The sequence below is a fragment of the Flavobacteriales bacterium genome (genome assembly GCA_016779935.1).
Lineage (GTDB): Bacteria > Bacteroidota > Bacteroidia > Flavobacteriales > UBA7312.
This window is the reverse complement of sequence record JADHMQ010000001.1, coordinates 123,542-144,775: the sequence shown is the minus strand read 5'-3', so window position 1 is coordinate 144,775 and position 21,234 is coordinate 123,542. Positions and strand designations below refer to the sequence as shown.

Sequence of the window (21,234 nt, the reverse complement as noted above, 5' to 3'; positions counted from 1 at the left end):
TTAAACCTTGGGCGTTGACCCAAGGTTTTTTTTTACTTTTGGTAACATGCTAAAGGAGTACTACGATAAATTACCACCTATCCTTAAGAACAAATTTGTTCTGGTGACCCTAGCTTTATTGATATGGATGGCTTTTTTTGATTCCAACAACTGGATAAAACAAGCCCGACTTCAATCTGAAATTGATGATTTGGAAGAGCAAAAAGAATACTACCTCAAGGAAATTGAAAAAGACAGCATTGCTCTTTTTGACCTCACCAATAATACCGAGACCCAAGAAAAGTTTGCCCGTGAAAAATACCTCATGAAAAAAGAAAACGAAGATATAATTGTAATCATTAAAGATGATGAATAAACTATTTTCAGAATTCGACTCCCTTAGTACTCAAGAATGGAAAGATAAATTAACAACTGACTTAAAGGGAAAAACCTTTGAAGACCTCACAAGTAATGATGGCACACTTCCTTTTTACCATTGCGATACACACCAGCATTTTAAGCCTCTATCCTCTCCACACAAATGGATGAATGTACAATGGGTTGATGGCAGCAATGCCAAAGAAGGCAACCGACAGGCTTTGGAAGCACTGAACAACGGCATGAATGCCCTATGCTTTTCCAATCCCACCGATTTGCCCAATCTGTTCAAAGATATTTTGATACAGCACATAGAAGTTCACTTTGAAAATTACTCCAGTGACATCCCTAAATTATGGGAAGAATTGGTCACTGAAAGAGGCTTAGACCCTGAAGATATAAACGGCAGCTTTTTTGGACAAGAAGAAGGTAACCTCCCTCAATTCGCTTACCATTCAGTAGTTGTTGAAGATATTCATCAAGCCGTAAAAGAAGGGCTTTTTAATTCCCAATACATCTTTACCATTGGTAGTAACTACTTCAAGGAAATAGCTAAAATGAGGGCCTTTATTTCTCTATTTGAAACGCACTTTAAAAGCATACCGAATATCTTCGCGCAGACGAGCCTTTCCAACAAAGAAAGCGAAGAGCCTTACACGAATTTATTACGTACCACTACCGAAAGTATGTCCGCTATTTTTGGTGGCTGTAACGCTCTAATGATTCGCCCTTACAATCAATCCTTTGAAGCACCTAACGACTTTTCCAACCGATTGGCACGAAATCAGCACCACATCCTTTTGGAAGAAAGCTTTTTAGGAAAGGTGCAAGACCCTAGTGCAGGAAGTTACTACATAGAAGCACTGACCAAAGAATTCTTAAAAGGCCATAGAGAGGACACCTTGATAGAAATTGACATCAATCCACCTTGGAAAACGGCTGAACAGATAGACGTCAAAGCACGCTACACCTATGAAGACCTCAAAGATTTAGAACACTTAGGCTTTGGTGCTGGGCTTGCCCCCAACCTCAGAGGACCTTACTCAAGCATGTACGTAAGCCGACCCTGGACGATTCGCCAATACGCAGGTTTCTCTACTGCAGAAGCCTCCAACGCTTTTTACAGAAGAAATTTAGAAGCCGGACAAAAAGGACTTTCGGTAGCCTTTGACCTCGCCACACACCGTGGTTACGATTCCGATCACGAACGCGTAGAAGGCGATGTTGGCAAAGCCGGTGTTGCCATTGACTCCATTAAAGATATGAACATCCTATTCGATGGTATTCCCCTCGATAAAATGTCGGTCTCTATGACCATGAATGGTGCGGTATTGCCCATTATGGCCTTTTACATTGTGGCTGCCGAGCAACAAGGTGTCGATAAAAAGGATTTGGCAGGAACCATACAAAACGATATCCTCAAAGAGTTTATGGTGCGAAATACCTACATCTATCCGCCCAAACATTCTATGCGTATTATCTCAGATATCTTTGAATACACTTCTAAAGAAATGCCCAAGTTCAACAGTATTAGTATTTCTGGCTACCACATGCAAGAAGCCGGTGCTACTGCCGATATTGAACTGGCTTACACCCTAGCCGATGGCTTAGAATACATCCGTAAAGGCATTGCTGCCGGACTGGATATTGACACCTTCGCTCCTCGCCTGTCATTCTTTTGGGGCATTGGCATGAACCACTTTATGGAAATTGCCAAGATGAGGGCCGCACGGATGTTGTGGGCAAAAATCGTTAAGCAATTCAACCCACAGAATCCAAAATCCTTAGCACTCAGAACGCATTGCCAAACCAGTGGATGGAGCCTGACCGAGCAAGACCCTTTCAATAATGTAAGCCGTACCTGTATTGAAGCCATGGCGGCTGTAATGGGTGGCACCCAATCCTTACACACCAACGCTTTGGATGAGGCCATTGCCTTACCAACCGACTTTTCGGCTAAGATTGCTAGAGATACACAGCTATACCTTCAAAACGATATTGGTTTGTGCCAAAGCGTTGACCCTTGGGGTGGTTCCTACTATGTAGAAAAACTGACCCACGACATTGCCCAAAAGGCATGGCAACACATTCAAGAAATAGAAGAATTAGGCGGTATGGCAAAAGCCATAGAAACAGGTTTACCTAAAATGCGTATTGAGGAAGCTGCCGCAAGAAAACAAGCCCGTATCGATAGTTGCAAAGACACCATAGTAGGCGTTAACAAATACACCATTGAAGAGGAAGACCAAACACTGGATATCCTCGAAGTGGACAATACTACCGTAAGACTATCCCAGATAGAACGGCTAGAAGCTCTCAAATCCGAAAGGAATGAAGCGGCTGTTCAGCAAAGCCTAAAAGCCCTTACTCAAGCCTGTGAAAGTGGCGAGGACAACCTTTTAGATTTAGCCGTGAAAGCCGCACGACACAAGGCTACTTTAGGAGAAATTTCGTATGCTTGTGAAAGCGTTTTTGGACGCTATCAAGCTCAAAATAATTCGATATCAGGAGTGTACAAGATGGAAATAGACAACAACCCCCATTTCAAAAAAGCCCAAGACCTCACCGCAACTTTTGCCCAACAAAAAGGCAGACGACCACGTATTATGGTAGCTAAAATGGGACAAGACGGACACGACAGAGGGGCTAAAGTCGTAGCCACTTCTTTTGCCGACTTAGGCTTTGATGTGGACATGGGTCCTTTGTTTCAAACCCCACAAGAAGCTGCCAAACAGGCCATAGAAAACGATGTGCATATACTCGGTATATCTTCTTTAGCTGCCGGACACAAAACCCTTGTCCCTAAAGTAATTAAGGCTTTAAAAGATTTGGGAAGAAACGATATTTTAGTCGTGGCTGGCGGAGTCATTCCTCAGCAAGATTACGACTATTTATTTGAGGCTGGCGTCAGTGGCGTATTTGGCCCTGGCACCGTTATTGCCGAAGCGGCCATTAACATTATTGAACAACTGCTCGATGCATAAGCTCAGCCAAGACATAGTCCAAACCAAACGTTCGGCATTGGCACAAGCCATTACTCTAGTGGAAAGCACCCTAGAGGCTCATCAGCAAGAGGCTCAGAGCATTTTGCAAGACCTTCTGCCCCACAGTGGTAAATCCTTGCGTATTGGCATTACAGGCGTTCCTGGTGTTGGAAAAAGCACTTTTATAGAAGCCTTAGGCAAGCACCTCACTGCTCAAGGCAAGAAAGTGGCTGTTTTGGCCATTGACCCTTCTAGTGAAAAATCAGGCGGTAGTATCCTAGGCGATAAAACCCGCATGAACGAACTCTCGGTAGATGAGTTGGCATTTATTCGTCCTTCGCCTACGGCTGGTTCTTTAGGTGGTGTAGCTCGAAAAACGAGAGAAAGCATACTCCTTTGCGAAGCCGCCGGTTACGAAGTGATACTGATAGAAACTGTTGGCGTAGGACAGTCCGAAACGGCTGTGCATTCTATGGTGGACATCTTCCTCCTACTTATGCTTGCGGGTGCTGGTGACGAACTGCAAGGCATTAAGCGTGGCATTATGGAAATGGCAGACGTCTTACTCATCAACAAAGCGGATGGGGACAACCTCCTTCCTGCCAAAAAAGCCCAAGCCCAATACAAAACGGCTTTACACCTCTTTCCGCCTAGCGATAGCGGATGGATACCTCAAGTGGGTATTTGCTCAGCTCTGGAAAAATCAGGCATAGACACGACTTGGAACATCCTGTGCGACTACCAAAAGTGGACAAAAGACAGAGGCTATTTTGAACGTAAACGCCAAGAGCAAAACCGCTACTGGCTACACCATATGATAAAGGAACGCCTAGAAAGCGATTTTTACCACCAACACCAAAGCCGCATTAAGCAATTGGAAGAAGAGGTCAGTCAAGGAAAATGGACGCCCTCACAAGCCTTAGATCAGCTCTTTAAGTGAAAAAGGGCGTTCTCTACATGCTAGGCTCTACGGCAGCCTTTGCCCTCATGCAAATTTGCGTGAAATTTTTGCCCCATATTCCGGCACACGAACTGATTTTATTCCGTTCCCTCATTTCCATAGTGTTGAGTGTGGCTATGCTACGCCATCTAAATATTCCCCTTTTAGGGAATAACCGTAAGGTACTCCTCATGCGTGGCATCTTTGGCACATCCGCCCTACTGATGTTTTTCTACACCTTGCAGAACATCCCTTTGGCTAGTGCGGTAACTTTACAATACCTCTCACCCATCTTTACAGCCCTCTTTGCTGCTATTTTTTTAAAAGAAAAAATGCACCTCAAACAGTGGTTATTTTTTGGTATTTCCTTTGCTGGGGTAGCCATGATAAAGGGCTTTGACGAACGTATTTCGCTAACCTTTATGCTGATAGGCATTTGCTCTGCCATGTTCTCGGGTATGGCCTATACCTGCATACGCCGACTCAAAGACAGCGAACACCCCCTAGTGGTGGTCTTGTACTTTCCTTTGGTGGCCATTCCCATTATGTCGGTGCTGAGCTATTTTAATTGGGTAACTCCCCAAGGCACAGACTGGCTCTACCTCCTACTTATGGGACTGTTTACCCAAGTGGCTCAACTGCTCATGACCAAAGGCATACAAAGTGGCATAGCCAATAAGATGATTAGCTTGAAATATGTAGGTACCATTTACGCTCTAGCCATTGGCTACTTGGTGTTTGGAGAAAGCTACGGACTCATGAGCCTTATCGGTATTGCTATGGTAATTGCCGGAGTAGTACTGAACCTTTGGAAAAAGAGAGTTAACCAGAGATGAACAAGGCACTAGCGATAGTAAGGACTCGTTTTTTAATGATTGATTGAAAATACTTATCTTTAAGGCATGCAACTGACCCCTGACATTTTTTCTTTTTTTAGACAACTGGAACAAAACAACAACCGAGAGTGGTTTGAGGCGCATAAAGCTGAGTTTAAAGCCCTAGAAGCCACTGTAAAGCAGTTTGGTGTTGCTTTAGAAGAAAAACTCAATAAGCACGATAGCATAGACCGTTTTAAGGTCTTTCGCATTTACCGAGATGTGCGTTTTTCCAAAGACAAAACGCCTTACAAAACCCATTTTGGTATGGCGTGGCAACGCAGCAAACCCGAGCTGCGCGGCGGCTATTATTTGCACCTAAAACCCAATGATATTTTTTTGGCCTGTGGCTTTTGGGACCCCAACCCAGACGACCTAAAACGTATTCGCCAAGAACTGGCCGTGGATGGCGATGAATACCGCAACATTATAAACGACCCTAACTTTAAAAGCGTGTGGGGCGAACTCCAAGGCGACGCCGTAAAAACAACCCCCAAGGGCTTTGCCAAAGACCACCCCAATATTGATTTATTGCGCCATAAGCAGCATATTTTTATGAAACGCTATACAGAGAAAGATGTTAGCAGCCCAAACTTTATAGACCAAATAGATAGTGCCCTACAAGCCGTACGCCCCTTTGTGGATTTTATGAGTGCCGTGCTGACCACTAACGCGGATGGGGAGAGTCTGCTTTAAGGAATTTTATGTAGCACGAGCAAGATGCTCGTGTTAGTGGGGATAGCAATATTTATCATTCAAGTTGGAAGTATTGATTAAAAATAGCTTCTCCTAGTTTTCTATATTGACTTGATTTAAATTGTTTGAAATCAAATTTATTAATGTTTTCTAATTTTATTTTATAATTTTCTAATGTTGAAACTTTGTTATGTTTAATTAATAATCTTAAAACATTCAATACGCCATTTACAAATATCACTGAAAGTAATCCTCTGGGATTTCCGTGACTATATGTTTCCCATTGATCATCGTCTAAATTAATTTTTAAAGCGATTAATAAATCTCTGATTTTCTCAACACAAAATTTTATGTATTCATTAAGTAGTTCAGACTCATTATTATCTTTTTGCTTCAATTTATATTTATCGGGATTATTCCAAATGACAAAAAGACTATCCCTTGCTTTTAAGTCCTCAATTTTTACTAGTGGTCTTAAACCAAAACTAACAATTGAAGCAGTTTTAACTTTCCCTTTTTCATACCAGTATTGTTCAATCATATTTCCGAGAGGACCACTTTTATTTAAACCTAACATTATTCTTTTTCCAATAGCAATAGTAGAAAAAGGACTTGTCATTAGTTCAATTTCTTGAGTAATTTGAGATGGAACATTTTTCTGATTAGTATTAATTTCTAAAAAAAGTTTAGCCTCGAACTTCAATCTATTTACTTTGGTCTCATTCTTAGGGAATAATATTCCCGTAACTAATAAATTTTGAACGGTTCTTAGTTCTGAAATTTTATCTTCAAATTGATCATCCCCTTCATGGTAGGCATATGTTCTATGCTGACCATCAATTAAACCAATTATATTGCATGAATCGTTAATTTCTATTCTCGTAGGTGATATTTCTGTTGAATTATCTCCTATAAACTGACCATTATTACCAATTATCAAGTGATTATTGTCTTTATCATAAAGTTTGATTTTATCTGTAGATATTGTAGCTATTATATTATTAATAAAAACTCTATTTCTTTCAGATAAATACCTTCGCATACTAGATATTTTACTTTTTTCTAGCATGCGCTGATAATGTCCAACATTTTCTATGTCTCTCCAACCATTTTGTCTTAAAACATAAGATCTTCTCAATAGAGATTCTGCATCTATATAAAATGAAACAATCTTATATCCTTCGTCAAATTTACTTTTTTCTTCGGGCAAAATATTGCCTTTAAAGGTTTGTGAATTCCTTGAAGAAGAATTTTTAATATTTGAACCAAAATCTTCGAATGGAATTTCAAGGAATTCCATAAATTCATATTTACTAGATTTTTTAATAGCTTTAGTTAAGCTCTTAAAATATTGTACAATGTGATAATCAAAAAAATATACATTTGACACGGTATTTTTATGCTCCTCTGAGATGGTTTTTTTTGAACAGTATAAGATTTGTAATCTTAATTCATTTTGTGAATATATTCCTTCAATATTCTCATCATAATATTTTTTGAAGCTTTTTAATTTTTCTTCTTTTAATAAAAAAGCAATAAAAGCTCTTTTGTTAGAATTTACTTTATCATAGAATATTTTCTTTGTAAATAAATGATATTTTGGATTGCCAATAGTATACTCCACAAGTAGGATGATATTTTCATTTATAAAAATATCATCCATTTCCGTTTTTCGATTATCATACTCAAAGTGTTTTCCATCTATGTATGGCAATCTTTGAAATCCAATATTTTTTAAAATAGTTGATATTTCATTTCTTTGGTCTCTCTTTTCTTTCCTTAAAGCTTTTTCTTGTGGAGAAAGTTTATTTCTAGTAGTCTTTTTTCTAGTTTTTCTTTTTACCATACGAAAAATTTATAGGTAGTCATTTTCATTTAAGTCAACACAAATTTTGCTTACAACTCTTATTTTCTGGGAATTAAGATTGGAGTTTTTTACAAATGAATAAGTATTAGATTTGGTGTAGCCATAATGATGCTTTTTGTTGAATTTTTTAAACTCTATAAATTTGAACACTGGTTCAATACCAAATTTCGATAATGGTGTTTTGTCGATTAACTCTTTTATTTCTTTCATAAAAACAGCTTCATCTATTTGTCCAATAATTTGATATTCTACTTTAAGTAGTTTGTGTTTTAGCTTACTTACTTTTTTGGGAGTAACAAAAATTTTGAAATTATTTAACTCTGTTTTACTTTCAATACATTTTATTAGTACTCTGGCAAATTTTAAAGATCTTAAATTGAGAATTTGCTTTTCAAAATTTCTTTGATCTTTGCTTTCAGATAATATCTCATATTCATTTCTATATTTAGAAAAAGTTTTTTCTAAATACTCCTCGAACATTGAAATGTATTTTTTATTTAATTCAAAACCGATATAATTCCGTTTCATATATGCAGATTGTGAAAGTACTGTGCCTGTCCCTGCAAAAGGATCTAAAATAGTGTCATTTTCATCTGAGCTTATTTGAATCATTGTTGCTACCATACTTTGCGGTAAAGGACAAAAATGTCTTATGTATTCCTTTCCCCAAGAGCCTTGAGTTGGTATTGGAAACTCCCATACTTCATCTAAGGCTTTCCCATTTGGGTTATACCTTTCAGGAAATTTAATCCACCATTTTTTTAATTTAGTCATATCAAAAACTCTAACTCTGTCTTTATTAATTTTAATTTTTTTTGATTTTGAAAAAAAAAGTATGTATTCAAATTTTCTTTGCATAAAACCATTGTTAGACCAAGGAACTGTTTTATCTTTTTTCCATATTATGATATCCTGAAGCAACCATCCAATTTCTTTTAATTTATTTGCGAGGTCAAATGGTAAAGTGACAACTTGATTATTTCGCTTAAATGTGTCTATAATTATCCAAAGTGTGCCATTTTCCTCTGTTATCTTAAACACACTTTCAAAAATTAAACTAAGATCATTTAGATACTCCTCATAACTTTGTCCATATCCAACCTGATTACTTGAGCCGTAATCTTTCATATCATAGTAGGGAGGTGATGTAATTGTTGTCTTTACTTTTATCTTTTCATCAACTATAGATAAGAGTTCTCTTGCGTCCTCATTATAAATTATATTATTCATTTTCCTACCTCCCTCCTTTTCTTCGGTTATCTTCTTTGCAGAGCATTTGACAATTTTCATCAATGGTTTTACCCCCTTCGTGCCATGGTGTAATATGGTCGGCTTCCATTTGACCAATTTCAAAGTGTTCCTTACAGATAGGGCAAATTCCTTTTTGTCTTTCGTAGCTTTTACGCTTTTGCCCCTCTGAAAATGCTCGAATACTCAAGTGCTTTTCTTTGCCCGTAATGAGATATGGATAAATACCTCTTTTGCTAATATCATCGTCTAGCATGAGACGAGACACCTCTTTTTCCAATTCGGCAGAATTAAAATCGTGGTCTTTGTATTTGTTATACAACACACCCCATTCTAGGCCTTTCATCTCTCTTCTATAGTTTGGAAACACCACTTGCACCCAATTAATAACCGACTGAAAATACAACCACAATTCGTTAGCGTTGGGGTCGTTTTGGTGATTTGCCATATACACCTCAATATTTCCTTCAGACAACCAATCAATAGCTGTTTCTAAATAGTCTTGTCGTATTGCTGAACCGTTTAAGTAGTTACTACCAATTGATTGAGCCGGACAACCGACTTTACTGAAATAGCGTTTTCATCACTAAGCCAAGAGCCAGAATAAACAGCATTTCTCAACTCTTGTTCAGTTAACTTTGCTCCAGCAATATTGATAACCTTAAACCAATCTAATTTTTCGCTATCTGTACCTTCACAGAAATAGACCATTAATTTATAGTTCAAGATTTGTTCTTGTTCATCATCTTGAAGATTATTGAACATCCTATGTTGTGGAATATCGCCATAAACCACTGAAAACTCTTTATTGACAAACTGACAAATGGAAATAGTGCGCTGTTGCCCATCAATCACCTCAAAATTACCATCCTTATTAACTGCCCAATACATGACATTCAAAGGAAAGTTTTTACTAACGGTATGAATGACAGCATCTCTTTGCTTCTCATTATAGATAAACTCCCTTTGGTATGGAGGGCGAATATCCAATTTTCCACCATAGCCCACTACACCTTGTTCTTGATTATCTACATAACCTTCGGTAAGTTCCCGAATGGTAATTTCTTTCAGTTCTATATTCATAAGCGTTTGTTTTTGATTAGAATTCTCGCATAAATTCTTTTTCCATTTATGTAAGGATATCCATAATTGAATTCATCTTTTTTAGTTGTTGTCATTCTACCTATTAACTCAAACTGTTCTGGGTTGTATTTATCCAAAAAGGTAATGGGCACGCCCATGGCACCAGGATAATCCATAGGTATTTCTTTGGTTTTGTTTATGTTTATGGCATCGTAATTGTCGTATTTAGGATATTCTTCAGGAGAATACGTTTTGTATAAAATCAGGTCTTCGTGGCGTTTAGCGATATCTAGGTTGGTAAACCAACACATATTTCCAAAACTTCTCCACTTTTGTCCGTTTTCATCTTTCCAAAATCTAGTTTCTCTAGGTTCATAATTTACAGGCACTTTGAAAGACATGTCACCATATTTGTAACCTAACCAAATTCTATCTTCTTTTATATGAGGAAAAATTTCTTTATAAGTTATGGCATTATGGTTTCCAACAATCAAAAACTTTTTATTGTGTTGTATGAGTTGTGCCACGTACTCTCTAAATAATGAAAAGGGCGGATTGGTTACTACTATGTCGGCTTGTTGTAAAAGTGCTATACTCTCGGCACTTCTAAAATCGCCATCGCCTTTAAGGTATTGTACGCCAATTTCGTCTATATCAGGAACACGATTGTTGTTTTGGTCACCATGGTATTCCAAGTATATAGCACGTTCAGAGTCATGTGAACTAAACAAATCTCGGTTTTGGTTTTGGTAGCAGGTAGAAATGAGTTTTTTTAATCCTAAATCTTCAAAATTATAGGAGAAATAATGGAAAAAGTTACTCATGCGTGGATCATCACAATTGCAATAGACCACCTTACCTTTAAAGTGTGCTTTGTAATGTTTAAGCTCATTTTCTATATCCGCCAGTTGAGTATAAAACTCATCTTTCTTTCCTTTCTTTGCTAGGTGCAAGTTTTTGTTTAATGTTTTTGTCATGTCTCATCTTTAATATTCCTATTCGAGGGCTATCAGAAATGAATTGTTAAGGTTGCTGTGTTTATTCAATCCCAAACTTCACAAATACCGAAGCTTGGAGTTTAATCTTTTGGAATTGTAGGCCGTTATCTTCCCCACTGAATAAATCTACCATTTGGTGAATACTACTCTCTACCTGATGCCTAGCGTTTTTTCTTCTTACCGCCTGTATGCTACTTCTGTTTTCATACACTTCCATAGCTTTTCCTCTTCTTTCGTCTATGGCAGTCAAGAGGTAATCGGCACGGTCTTTAGCGTCTTTTATGGCATTTATTCGCACCTCTTTTTCGTACTCTTTTATCTTGGAATGGCTAACCTCTGAAATGTAGGCGTCTTGTATGTTCAGCTTGTCCAATTGCTCAAAGACCTTGCTCACCATATAGGCGTCTTCGGCTTTAAAACGGTAACTGCTTTGGCTAATGGTCTTTTTGTTCAACCAACGTATAGAAATGTAATCGGCATTGGCATCGGATAGCTCCAAACGCTTGAGGTCTAAGCCTAAGGAACGTAAGGCATCTTTAAGGTCGTTTTCTTGCTCTTGCACCGTCTGTGTGCCTCTGTTTCCGCTACGCTCACGTAGGGTTATGGCAATGTAAATTTCATCGGGTATAACTTCCATTTCGGCCGTGCCGGTAACATCAATAAAGGATGGAAATTGCTCTTGGCTAAATGCCAAAAAGCACAGGCTCATAAAGAGCAGAGTGTACAGTTTTTTCATGCTTTTTCAAATAAAAATAATTTCTCAAGCCAAAATTAGCGAGGGTCAATCTTCAATAAAAAACTTGCATAAAATGGTAAGGTAAAGGAGGGGTTTCGGCTTTCCTCAAATATAGGGTTTTTAGCCTAATGGAAAGTATTTTTTTATTAATACTTCTAGCTCCTCACAACTGTCAACGGTATGCTGTGGAATGTGCTGACTGAAATCGCCGTGTCCGTAGTTCACCCCTACCGATAGCATAGCGTGTTTCTTAGCCCCAATAATATCGTATTTGGTATCGCCTATCATCAGGCATTCGGATACATCTAGTCCGTACTTTTCCACAATATAAGCTATGATTTCAGCCTTATCGCTGCGGCTATTGTCCATATTGCAGCCCACTATCTCTACAAAGAGGGTGTCCAGCTGATGGTCTTTGAGTATTTCTTTGGCAAAAAGTGTGGGTTTAGAAGTCGCCACGAATAAGGTATAGCCTTCTACTTTCAGTGCCTTTAGCAATTCGTCTACATAAGGGAAAAGAGCGTTTTGGTGTATGCCTGTATGGGCGTAATAGCTTCTGAAGTAACCCACCGCTTCTAAGGCTTGCTCATAAGTCAGTCCTAACTTATGCTGAAAGGATTCCATAATGGGCGGTCCTATAAACTGATGAAGCGTTTCATCGGAGGGTGCCACCACCCCCATTTTCTGGGCAGTATGGCGTATGGAATTCAAAATGCCTTCCTTAGGTTCTATAATAGTACCGTCCAAATCAAATAAGAGGTTCTTCATAATTAAGCCTTAGCTTTTAACGAGAGGTTAAGTCGTACAGTATTAATTGGCGGTAATCTCAAACTCCGTTCGCCTGTTGTTGGCTCTGCCCTCTTTGGTGTCGTTACTATCTACTGGTCGGCTAGAGCCATAGCCCTTTGCGGTAACGCGATTAGCATCTACAGAACGCGATACCAAATACTGCCTTACGGCATCGGCTCTTCGCTGTGAAAGGCTTTCATTGGCGACTTTGCCTCCTACATTATCGGTGTGTCCGGATAGCTCTATCTTAAGGCTAGGTACATCGGTCATCAACTGAATGAGTCGGTCTAACTCTGGGTAAGAATCTATTTTTACCTCAGCCCTGCCAGTGTCAAAGAAAACGTTTCTAAGAGCAATCTTACTGCCTATGTCAATGTTTTTCAGCTCTATGTCTTTGTTAATCATATTGTATGCCGAACCTTTAGGCAAATTGAAGTTTTCCGAATGGAACAAATAGCCTTCTGCTTCTACCGAAATACCGTAGTTAAGTCCAGAAGGTAAAGACAAGAGGAACTTACCTGTTGCACTGTTGGAACGCATCACGGCATAAACTTCTCCGGTTGAATTGTCAAAAATCTTAATCTCTGCCTCTACCGGCTCTTGCAATAGACCGTCCAAAATACGTCCTTTGAATACGGTAAGGCTATTGGCTACCGTGACCTCAACCGTTTCTGGTGTGTAGGTATCTTCTATGGGTGAAGCAATACTGGCAATGAGGTTATCTTCAGAAGCTACAGTTGGTTTCTTAGGTTCTCCCCAAAAGGTAGCACAGTAAATATCCATTCCTCCTGTTCCACCGTCTCTGTTGGAAGCGAAATAGGCTTTCTTACCATTAGCAGAAATGCTAAAGTATAATTCGTCAAATGGAGTGTTAATGGGATATCCCATATTGATGGGTTTACCCCACAAGCCAAGTTCTTCATTCCTATACGTTACAAAGACGTCATAGCCTCCAATGGAAGAATGCCCTTGGGAACAAAAATACATGGTGTTGCCATCTGGTGCCATATAAACCGAGCCTTCTTGGAAACCGGTATTAACCTCTTGTCCTGCACTTTGGGATTGCCCCCAAAACTTCTCCTCCATATCTTTCTTTCCACTGAAGTTAATGTTTTGGTCACCACCAAAGCCACCGTCACTTACGAAATAGACTTTTATATCCTGTGGATCATAAGAAGCGAAGGTTTCGTTACCTTCCACATTCACCACTTTGGACATCTTGAGTTTAGGCTCTCCCCAAGTCGTTCCGTTTAGTTTGGATTCGTAAATATCGCTCTGACCGTCAGTATCTTTGAATAGTAGCAATCGCTGTCCGTCATAGGCTAAACTGGAAGAAACATCGTCTCCCTCAGTATTCAAGCTGTTAACGGAAGATAAACGCACCCATTTTCTTTTTTTACGCTCGGCAGTGTAAATGTCAAAGTTGCCCGTCTTGTTACTGTTAAAGATAATCTCTGTTCCATCGGCAGTAATACTAGGTGCAATCTCGTCTTGTTGAGAGTTTAGCTCTTTCACATTATCGACCCATACCCTCGTTTTAATACCAAATATTTCAGCCCCATTCTTACATTCCTTGATTTGCTTCCTATTTAGTTTTTTATAAACTTCTAGCTTTTTAGGGTTTTCCAAAGTGCCATATTTCTTAAAGGCACGTTCTGCCGCTTCAAAATCCCTTTCTAGCTGATAGGCTTTTCCCAATAAGAAATGAACAAAAGGTTCTGAATCGTCTCCTCCCAACTCTAAGGACTTTTTCAAGAAAGGCATCGCCAAATAAGGGGTATTAGTGTAGAGGTAAGCATGTCCTATCTTTCTGTTCAAGTCCGAATTACTAGGGTTAAAGTCTTGTGCTTGTAAATAAAACGTTAAGGCTTCTCCAAATTCCTCAAAGGCATTGACCATTGCCAATACTTTTTGCTCGCCTTTCTCGAGGAAAACATCGCCCTCTGCGATATTTATTTTAGCCTTTTCTAGACCGTCTTTATCGTCTTTGAAATTTCCTTTCTTGAAGGCAACATCTTGTGCGAATACCCCCAGACTTAGTGCTAATGCTATTAGTGTTGTTATCTGTTTCATCTTATTCGCAATTATTGATGTAATATTCTTTTCCTTTTTCCATGCCTAAATCGTAGGCTTTTTGCCAGTCTTCACAGGCACCGTCTACATTTCTGAGCATCTCTCGTGTAATGCCTCTGTTCAGCAAAGCGGTGGCATTGTTGGGTTGTAGCTTTACGGCTGATTCTAAATCTGCAAGGGCACCAGTGTAGTTTTCTTGCATATGGTAGATAGCAGCTCTATTGCACAATGCCATGGCGTAGTCTTTATTTATCTCTATGGCCTTCTTGAAGTCCTTGAGTGCCAAATCAAAATTCTCCGTTTCAAAATAAACCGTTCCTCTGTTGTTGTACGCCATCTCATAGTTGGCGTCGGCAGAAATGGCTTTGGTATAAAACTCAATGGCTTTATCGGTATTTCCAGACTTGCGGTAAGCACTTGCCAAATTGTTGTAAATAAAGGCTTGAGCATCGCTTTGTGCTGCCTTTAGATAATCGGCAATGGCATTGTCATAGTCTTCTAAGGCTCTGTGGCAGCTTCCTCTATCGTTTAGTGCATAGGCATAGTTTGGATTAATGCTAATGGCTTCTGTATAAGCGGTTATGGCTTGCTGATAGTCTTTATCCAAATAGTAAATAACGCCCTTATTGTAGGCGGCTTCGGACCATGTAGCATCTACAGATAATAGACGGTCATAGGCAGCAATGGCTTTCTCATTCTCTTTGCTTTCGTCATAACATTTGGCTTGTTGAAAGAGTGCATCATAATTAGTATCGTTCAAGGCAAAGGCTTGTTCTAGCGTTGCAATAGCTTCAGTGTATTGCTTATTTTCTTTTTGCGCCAAGCCTTTATTGTAATAGGCATCGGCATTGCTAGAGTCTAAGGCAATAACCTCATCAAACAAACTAATGGATTTACTGAAATTTGATGCTGCAAAAGCCGTAGAGGCTTCATTATAGGTTTCTTGTATAAGCTGCATACGTTCGTTTGAGGTATTTATGGCAGCAATAGAGTCTCTAAATTGAATTTCTTCAGCGGTAAGAGTGGAATCGACTTGTTCTTGTGCAAAGGTTGTTTGCACTAAGAAAAACAGGGTCAATAGCATCAAGTAATGTTTCATTCTATTTTTTTTTAAATATAGGAATAGTGGTTTTACAAGCGACAATAATAAATGTAAAGTTTTTTACAAATTATCAACGAAAAAAAGCGGCTAAAAGAAAGCTGATTTTTACACCTTCTTAAGGTTTTTTTTAAATCTTTATTTTACTTGTTTTTAATTAGCTTTAAGGTACTGACATTGTCGTCTGTACGTATTTCTACGATATACTGACCGCCTTGTGTTAAAGCAGATAGGTTGATGTGTTCGTCTTCACGGATGTATTGTTCTAGAACCACTTTACCCAATAGATTGTAAATTTTCAAATGGCTGTTCGCCTCTACGCCTTCTATACTGATGAAATTATTAGCAGGGTTTGGATAGAGTTTAAAGTTATTATCAAAGTCCGATATATATACTGTCGAATCTGTTGTAGTAGTGTCAGTAGTCGTAGTATCTGTTCCTGTGGTAATATTAATTTCAAAGGTAATGGTCTTTTCTAGACAGCCTTCTCCATTTGAGAATACATTTAGATTGACAGTATGCTGACCTTCGCTAAACGTATGGTTTGCTGTTGAAGTAGTAGCCGTAGTGCTATCGCCAAAATCCCACTCCAGATTATCGTAATTTGATGCCGCAACACTAAAAGTATAGGTGCTATCATTTATCACTACTGTATCGGCAGATTGTATGGCAAACATATTCCATACCTGAGTACTATCAAGCACTAGGCTTGAAGCTATAGTCTGTAAAGTGGTAGCATCCTCTTGTGTAATTCCATTGGGCAAGTAGCTAGAGCCTACGCAGCTTTCTTGAAAAATGGTACAGTAAAACACACAGGCTGCTAAATATGAACCCGCTACATTTGGATGACTTTTATCACCAGTATAGAGTTCGAAGTTAGGGTTGTCTTGTATGGACTTTTTCCACGCCATACCAACAGGAGCTACTGTGGCTTCATTGTCTATGCCCATTTCCAAATAGGATTCTCTTAAGCGTTGTTGCATACCTAAATAAGTAGAAATTATAGGATATTGCTGACCATTAATGTTATCCCCATTTTTTCGTCCCCAGGTCATGTAAAAAATAGGCTCAGTACAGTCGTAATTATCTTCTATAGCATTCACCAAACTTTCAGCATAGGGGTAGGTTTCTTCTGCCACCTGAAAAGGAGGAAAACTTGGCTCTTGACTTTGTGCCTGAATGACTACAAAATCCCATTGTTTTTCAGTGATTTTTTGCAAACTAGACGAACCTGCTTGGGCATGTTGTTGAAGTTTCCAACCTGCCGGGGTGTTGCTTTCTGCTACGACTGTATCGCCCATTGAAGTGGCAATATCAGACACCATAGACGGCATTTGGTTATAAAAGGTATAGGAGTTTCCCAAAAACAGCACATCATAAGATTGTGCGAAAATAGACAATGGTAATAGCAGTAGAATTATTTTTTTCATAGTAAAGCAAGTATTTAATTGTATGGATAAAAATACAAAATTAAAGCAAACGCTATGCCTTCATCTTCTTTCTAGTGAACATAATACTGGCTGTATAAATGAATAATTGTATTATTTAAAATTATCAAAGCGTCCAACCGGCTGAGGAAAGGGTAATTTTCACATCCTCTTCAACACGTATCTTAATGGACTTATAGTCCGTATCATTTGCTTCGTTATACGAGCGGTGAGCACTATCACAATAGGGCATTCGAGCACTCAAACCACAGCTGCAAATACTATATCTTCTGTCTTTTTTGAGTTCAATTTCAAATTCTTTATGAGTTGCTTTAGTCATTGTTTATTAATTTTAAGGTTTCGACTTCATTTTAATAGGTATCTCATCTCTATACTGATCGTATTATTTTCAGACACCAAACTGGTCATATCGATATAAAAGGTAGGAGTTAGAAAGATAAAGATTAATCTATTCATTAAGAAGAACTTGTTTAAAATGTTGTATAAAATTACAAAATCAAAATGAATACAAAAAATACTACTTTTGTAGTATGAAGAGTTCATATATCAAAGCTATCACATTACTATTTGCATTTTTCTTAACAAGTTGCGATACGCCAAAGTCCTTAACTAAAAAAGGCGATAAGTTTTCTGAAAAATCCTTGTACGCCGATGCTTGTCAATTTTACATGCAAGCCCTTAACCAAAAAGGCGATTTCATTGAAGCAAAAGAAGGCTTAAGATTAGCCGGACAAAAACAAGTGAATATACATCTTGATAACTTTTTTAAATCAAAAAACTTCGGTGAAGAACGCCAAGCCATCTACCACTACAGAGATGCTTCCTCTCTAAAAAGTAAGATTGCGACTTATTCTATTCAAATAGATATTCCTCAAACCTACACCAGTGACTATAACACTCTTGTAGATAATTACGTAGCTACTAATTACGATAAAGCCATTGATTTGCTTGAGGAAGAAAAATTTGCTGAGTCAGAAAAATTACTAAAAGAAATCACTCTCTTAAAACCAAATTTCAAGGATGTAGAGAGCATGAAGAATGTGGCCACATTCGAACCTATCTACCGCTCTGCTAACGAATTTCTAGAGTTAGAAAAATTTCGCTCTGCTTATTATGAATTCGAAAAGATTCCTGCATCCTATAAAGAATGTGAAAGTCGTAAGGCATTGGCATTAGAAGCTGGATTATTATCCATTGGTATTATGGAGTTTAAAAACTCTACTCGCCAAAGAGGTGGTGAGTCTGCTATTTCTGCTCTAATCACCGAAGAGTTAATCCAATTGGATAATCCGTTTATCAAAATAGTGGATCGCCAACAGGTACAAAGCTTAATAGATGAACAGCTTCTAGGGATGAGCGGACAAGTATCCGAAAATACAAGTGCACAAGCAGGTGCATTAATTGGTGCTAAAGCCATGCTCAACGGTAAACTGGTGAGTTACTCCAAGCAAGAACAAGCCATACAGAAAAGCACTAAAAAAGCATGGCTAGAACGAAAAATTCGTAAGTACAACGATGAAACCGAAAAATACTACTACGAAACGGTTTATGACAAAATCACATATAACGAATATTACGGAAATGCTAGCGTACAAGTTGGCTTTCAATTTCAGTTATTGTCTACTGAAAGTGGTGAAATCCTTCTGACTAAACTGATAAATATTAACAAAAATGATGAGCTACATTTTGCAGAATCAAATCATGACTTCAGAAACATAGTTCCGGGCAGTTGGAGATGGGAAAATAAAGAGAGTCCAAACGATGTAATTAAAAACTCTTTTAGCGATAAGCGTGCCTTAAAGCAGTTGTTCAGAAACAAAAAAACCTTAATGTCTATCACCGATTTATCAAACGCCATTTACTCTGAAATTGCCAAAGATGTCAGTGAAAAGATTAATAACTACAACCCTGAAAATGAATAAACTTCTATTTCCCATTGCATTTTTATTATTCTTCTCTTGCAATAGTCCACAAAAACTGACTGAAAGTTTGGATGGCATACCAGAATGGGTAAAGGAATACCCTATTTCTGAAACGCATTATACCGGCATTGGAATTGCCGATAAAAGCACACACCCTTTAGACTACATTAAAATTGCTCAGCAAAACGCTTTGCAAAATCTAATGTCACAGATTAAAGTAACCATATCGTCTCAATCGGTATTCTTGCAAATGGAAAGAGAAAATGGTTATGAGGAAGATTTTAAATCAAATATTGAAGTCAAAGCCAAAGAAATTTTAGAAGGTTATGAACTGGTAAGTACATATACTCAAACTAATGAATATTGGGTATACTACCAACTGAGTAAACAAAAGTATCACGAAACAAGAAATGCTAGAATTCAAGAAGCCATAGAAGAGTCTAAATACTTTCTAGACAAAGCGGTATTATTCTCCACGCCTTACAAAGACAAATACATTTATTACGTACAAGCACTGGCAAAGCTAGAGCCGTATTTGAGTGAGCCACTACTGACTGAATTCGATAGAGAAAATGTATATCTAGGAAGTGAAATTATCGCCCGTTTTCGCTCTTATGTTGACGATTATCAACTCTTTTGCCTTAGCAAAAAGATTAGTGCAATGATTGGCAATACCGTTTCTAAAATTGACATTGCTGTAGAATACGAAGGCAATAGACTATCGAACATTCCTGTAATGGCAGTATCTGCTGATTTGGAATTAAAAGACTTTAGTAAAACGACTAATGAAAACGGAGTTTTTACCACTTCGGTGCCAAAAATAAAAAGCACACAAGCAGTACAAAAAATAGAAGCCGGTATAAATTTTCAAGAATGGCTAGATGAAGGTACAAAAAGTGAATTCATACAAAAGCTTTTTAAAAGCATAAAAACACATCAAATAAATATTCCTATTTACGTCTATACCCCTACTGTATTTGTTAGTTCTGAGGAAAAGCATTTCAATGTCGATAAAAAAGAATCGGAACTTCGATTTGCTGCTGAAAGTGCTTTAACAAAAATGGGCTTTACCCCCGTTGGCAATAAAAACGACGCTCAACTTATAATGAGCATTAGTGCCGACACTCAAAAAGGCAGAGAAGTCAAAAACCAAAAGATGTTTACAGCTTTCCTAAATATGTCTATACAAGTGAAGGATTTGCAAGGACGTATAGTTTTCAGCGATAACATCAATAAACTAAAAGGCATTCAGCTAGACTTTAATCAGGCTGACTTAAACGCCTATCAGCTTGCAAAGGATGAAATCAGCAATAGTGTTATTGCTGATTTTGTAGATAGTTTCACAAAAGACTAAAAAAAAACCCGCACTAGGCGAGTTTTAATTTAAAATAGTGAGAAAGAAATTAGTAGCCTTTTGACATGCGTTCCATTTCCTTTTCAAATGTTTCTTTGAACTTTTCGTAATTGTAATCAGCTCTTATCTTTTCATCTTTAGAAAGTCTTTCGTGATACTTAGATGCTAATTTTTCAGCCGCAATTTCCATAGCCATATAGCATTTGTACTTGCCTTCTGCTGTCTTTGTCATTTTCTCACAAATAGTAACAACACCTTTTAACTCCTCGTCTACAATAGTTCTAGACATCTCATTAAAGGTTTCTGTCACTTCTTCCTTGTTGTTAAACTCAGAAGAACTTACATAATTATCACCAACAATCTTCATCGTTGAACTGATTGTTTTTGCTATTTCAGCTTGAGTATTTGAACGTGCTTTTTTCTTAGCAGTCATTTGGTCTAAACTCTCACCAACAGCATTTCCTCTGAATGTATTTTTATCAGAAAAGTATTTATCGCCAGAGCAATACTGCTCAATCAATACCTCACCCTGATCTTCAACACTTAATCCTTTGTTAGAATTGCATGAGACAATTGTTATTGCTAATGCTATTGCGAATGGAAAACTTACTTTTAAATTCATAATCTTGTTTTTAATTATTCTGCGTATAAAAATAAACTTTTTTTTACTAAATATATTTTAAATGAAAAATGAAAAATATTCAAATTGCCAAAAACGTATTTTTTAACTATATTTGTGTATCAAAAAATTAACCTAAACAAGAA

At 37.9% G+C, this 21,234-nt stretch carries 17 protein-coding genes and 1 pseudogene; 7 read left to right on the top strand and 11 right to left on the bottom strand.

Translation table 11 applies throughout. From position 1 onward, the window contains the following. Positions 1-46: 46 nt before the first annotated feature. From ISP73_00680 to ISP73_00660, 5 genes are all read left to right on the top strand, one after another. Positions 47-355 (top strand): septum formation initiator family protein, encoded by a 309-nt coding sequence (locus ISP73_00680; GenBank protein MBL6657102.1) that lies wholly within the window; start codon positions 47-49, stop codon positions 353-355. Beyond that, the gene (gene scpA / locus ISP73_00675; GenBank protein MBL6657101.1) at positions 345-3,341 is read left to right on the top strand and encodes a methylmalonyl-CoA mutase; all 2,997 of its coding nucleotides are present in this window, start codon (positions 345-347) and stop codon (positions 3,339-3,341) included. The genes ISP73_00680 and scpA overlap by 11 nt, the downstream gene beginning before the upstream one ends. Continuing rightward, the gene (gene meaB / locus ISP73_00670) at positions 3,334-4,281 is read left to right on the top strand and encodes a methylmalonyl Co-A mutase-associated GTPase MeaB (GenBank protein ID MBL6657100.1); all 948 of its coding nucleotides are present in this window, start codon (positions 3,334-3,336) and stop codon (positions 4,279-4,281) included. The genes scpA and meaB overlap by 8 nt, the downstream gene beginning before the upstream one ends. A gap of 17 nt (positions 4,282-4,298) precedes the next feature. Further along, positions 4,299-5,117 carry a DMT family transporter gene (locus tag ISP73_00665; GenBank protein ID MBL6657099.1) on the top strand — a complete coding sequence of 273 codons (819 nt, stop codon included), beginning with the start codon at positions 4,299-4,301 and terminating at the stop codon, positions 5,115-5,117. Positions 5,118-5,183: 66 nt separating this feature from the next. Continuing rightward, entirely contained in the window at positions 5,184-5,852 is a 669-nt protein-coding gene (locus tag ISP73_00660) for a DUF2461 domain-containing protein (GenBank protein MBL6657098.1), read from the top strand. Positions 5,853-5,907: 55 nt separating this feature from the next. Here the strand turns inward: ISP73_00660 and ISP73_00655 are convergent, their stop codons facing one another. The 10 genes and pseudogenes from ISP73_00655 to ISP73_00610 form a co-directional block, all read right to left on the bottom strand. Then, the gene (locus tag ISP73_00655; GenBank protein ID MBL6657097.1) at positions 5,908-7,698 is read right to left on the bottom strand and encodes a DGQHR domain-containing protein; all 1,791 of its coding nucleotides are present in this window, start codon (positions 7,696-7,698) and stop codon (positions 5,908-5,910) included. A 9-nt stretch (positions 7,699-7,707) separates the two neighbouring features. After that, positions 7,708-8,949, bottom strand: coding sequence for a site-specific DNA-methyltransferase (locus tag ISP73_00650; GenBank protein ID MBL6657096.1), 1,242 nt, complete (start codon positions 8,947-8,949; stop codon positions 7,708-7,710). Between the two features lie 4 nt (positions 8,950-8,953). Continuing rightward, positions 8,954-10,050, bottom strand: a pseudogene (locus ISP73_00645) (DUF262 domain-containing protein). Further along, entirely contained in the window at positions 10,047-11,027 is a 981-nt protein-coding gene (locus ISP73_00640) for an adenine-specific methyltransferase EcoRI family protein (GenBank protein ID MBL6657095.1), read from the bottom strand. The pseudogene ISP73_00645 and the gene ISP73_00640 overlap by 4 nt, the downstream one beginning before the upstream one ends. A 61-nt stretch (positions 11,028-11,088) precedes the next feature. After that, complete coding sequence (locus ISP73_00635) at positions 11,089-11,784, bottom strand: SIMPL domain-containing protein (GenBank protein ID MBL6657094.1); 696 nt, start codon at positions 11,782-11,784, stop codon at positions 11,089-11,091. A gap of 120 nt (positions 11,785-11,904) precedes the next feature. Further along, on the bottom strand, positions 11,905-12,552 hold the full coding sequence (locus tag ISP73_00630; protein ID MBL6657093.1) for an HAD-IA family hydrolase: 648 nt from the start codon (positions 12,550-12,552) through the stop codon (positions 11,905-11,907). A 42-nt stretch (positions 12,553-12,594) separates the two neighbouring features. Next, positions 12,595-14,646, bottom strand: a complete 2,052-nt coding sequence (locus tag ISP73_00625; protein MBL6657092.1) for a PD40 domain-containing protein — start codon at positions 14,644-14,646, stop codon at positions 12,595-12,597. 1 nt (position 14,647) lies between these two features. Then, on the bottom strand, positions 14,648-15,745 hold the full coding sequence (locus ISP73_00620) for a tetratricopeptide repeat protein (protein ID MBL6657091.1): 1,098 nt from the start codon (positions 15,743-15,745) through the stop codon (positions 14,648-14,650). 143 nt (positions 15,746-15,888) lie between these two features. Beyond that, the gene (locus ISP73_00615; GenBank protein ID MBL6657090.1) at positions 15,889-17,175 is read right to left on the bottom strand and encodes a T9SS type A sorting domain-containing protein; all 1,287 of its coding nucleotides are present in this window, start codon (positions 17,173-17,175) and stop codon (positions 15,889-15,891) included. Positions 17,176-17,299: 124 nt separating this feature from the next. Then, positions 17,300-17,512, bottom strand: a complete 213-nt coding sequence (locus ISP73_00610; protein MBL6657089.1) for a CDGSH iron-sulfur domain-containing protein — start codon at positions 17,510-17,512, stop codon at positions 17,300-17,302. A gap of 211 nt (positions 17,513-17,723) precedes the next feature. Between ISP73_00610 and ISP73_00605 the strand changes: the two genes are divergently transcribed. Next, a complete protein-coding gene (locus tag ISP73_00605) occupies positions 17,724-19,115 on the top strand; it encodes a hypothetical protein (protein MBL6657088.1) in 1,392 nt (463 codons plus the stop codon). Beyond that, positions 19,078-20,469, top strand: coding sequence for an LPP20 family lipoprotein (locus tag ISP73_00600; protein MBL6657087.1), 1,392 nt, complete (start codon positions 19,078-19,080; stop codon positions 20,467-20,469). The genes ISP73_00605 and ISP73_00600 overlap by 38 nt, the downstream gene beginning before the upstream one ends. Before the next feature lie 49 nt (positions 20,470-20,518). Here ISP73_00600 and ISP73_00595 read toward each other — a convergent pair whose 3' ends face one another. After that, complete coding sequence (locus tag ISP73_00595) at positions 20,519-21,091, bottom strand: hypothetical protein (GenBank protein MBL6657086.1); 573 nt, start codon at positions 21,089-21,091, stop codon at positions 20,519-20,521. Positions 21,092-21,234 lie beyond the last annotated feature (143 nt).

Bases quoted from the DNA above. Each gene is read 5' to 3' on its own strand.
- ISP73_00680 (MBL6657102.1), top strand. From the start codon at position 47: ATGCTAAAGGAGTACTACGATAAATTACCACCTATCCTTAAGAACAAA.
- scpA (MBL6657101.1), top strand. From the start codon at position 345: ATGATGAATAAACTATTTTCAGAATTCGACTCCCTTAGTACTCAAGAA.
- meaB (MBL6657100.1), top strand. From the start codon at position 3,334: ATGCATAAGCTCAGCCAAGACATAGTCCAAACCAAACGTTCGGCATTG.
- ISP73_00665 (MBL6657099.1), top strand. From the start codon at position 4,299: ATGCTAGGCTCTACGGCAGCCTTTGCCCTCATGCAAATTTGCGTGAAA.
- ISP73_00660 (MBL6657098.1), top strand. From the start codon at position 5,184: ATGCAACTGACCCCTGACATTTTTTCTTTTTTTAGACAACTGGAACAA.
- ISP73_00655 (MBL6657097.1), bottom strand. From the start codon at position 7,698: ATGGTAAAAAGAAAAACTAGAAAAAAGACTACTAGAAATAAACTTTCT.
- ISP73_00650 (MBL6657096.1), bottom strand. From the start codon at position 8,949: ATGAATAATATAATTTATAATGAGGACGCAAGAGAACTCTTATCTATA.
- ISP73_00640 (MBL6657095.1), bottom strand. From the start codon at position 11,027: ATGACAAAAACATTAAACAAAAACTTGCACCTAGCAAAGAAAGGAAAG.
- ISP73_00635 (MBL6657094.1), bottom strand. From the start codon at position 11,784: ATGAAAAAACTGTACACTCTGCTCTTTATGAGCCTGTGCTTTTTGGCA.
- ISP73_00630 (MBL6657093.1), bottom strand. From the start codon at position 12,552: ATGAAGAACCTCTTATTTGATTTGGACGGTACTATTATAGAACCTAAG.
- ISP73_00625 (MBL6657092.1), bottom strand. From the start codon at position 14,646: ATGAAACAGATAACAACACTAATAGCATTAGCACTAAGTCTGGGGGTA.
- ISP73_00620 (MBL6657091.1), bottom strand. From the start codon at position 15,745: ATGAAACATTACTTGATGCTATTGACCCTGTTTTTCTTAGTGCAAACA.
- ISP73_00615 (MBL6657090.1), bottom strand. From the start codon at position 17,175: ATGAAAAAAATAATTCTACTGCTATTACCATTGTCTATTTTCGCACAA.
- ISP73_00610 (MBL6657089.1), bottom strand. From the start codon at position 17,512: ATGACTAAAGCAACTCATAAAGAATTTGAAATTGAACTCAAAAAAGAC.
- ISP73_00605 (MBL6657088.1), top strand. From the start codon at position 17,724: ATGAAGAGTTCATATATCAAAGCTATCACATTACTATTTGCATTTTTC.
- ISP73_00595 (MBL6657086.1), bottom strand. From the start codon at position 21,091: ATGAATTTAAAAGTAAGTTTTCCATTCGCAATAGCATTAGCAATAACA.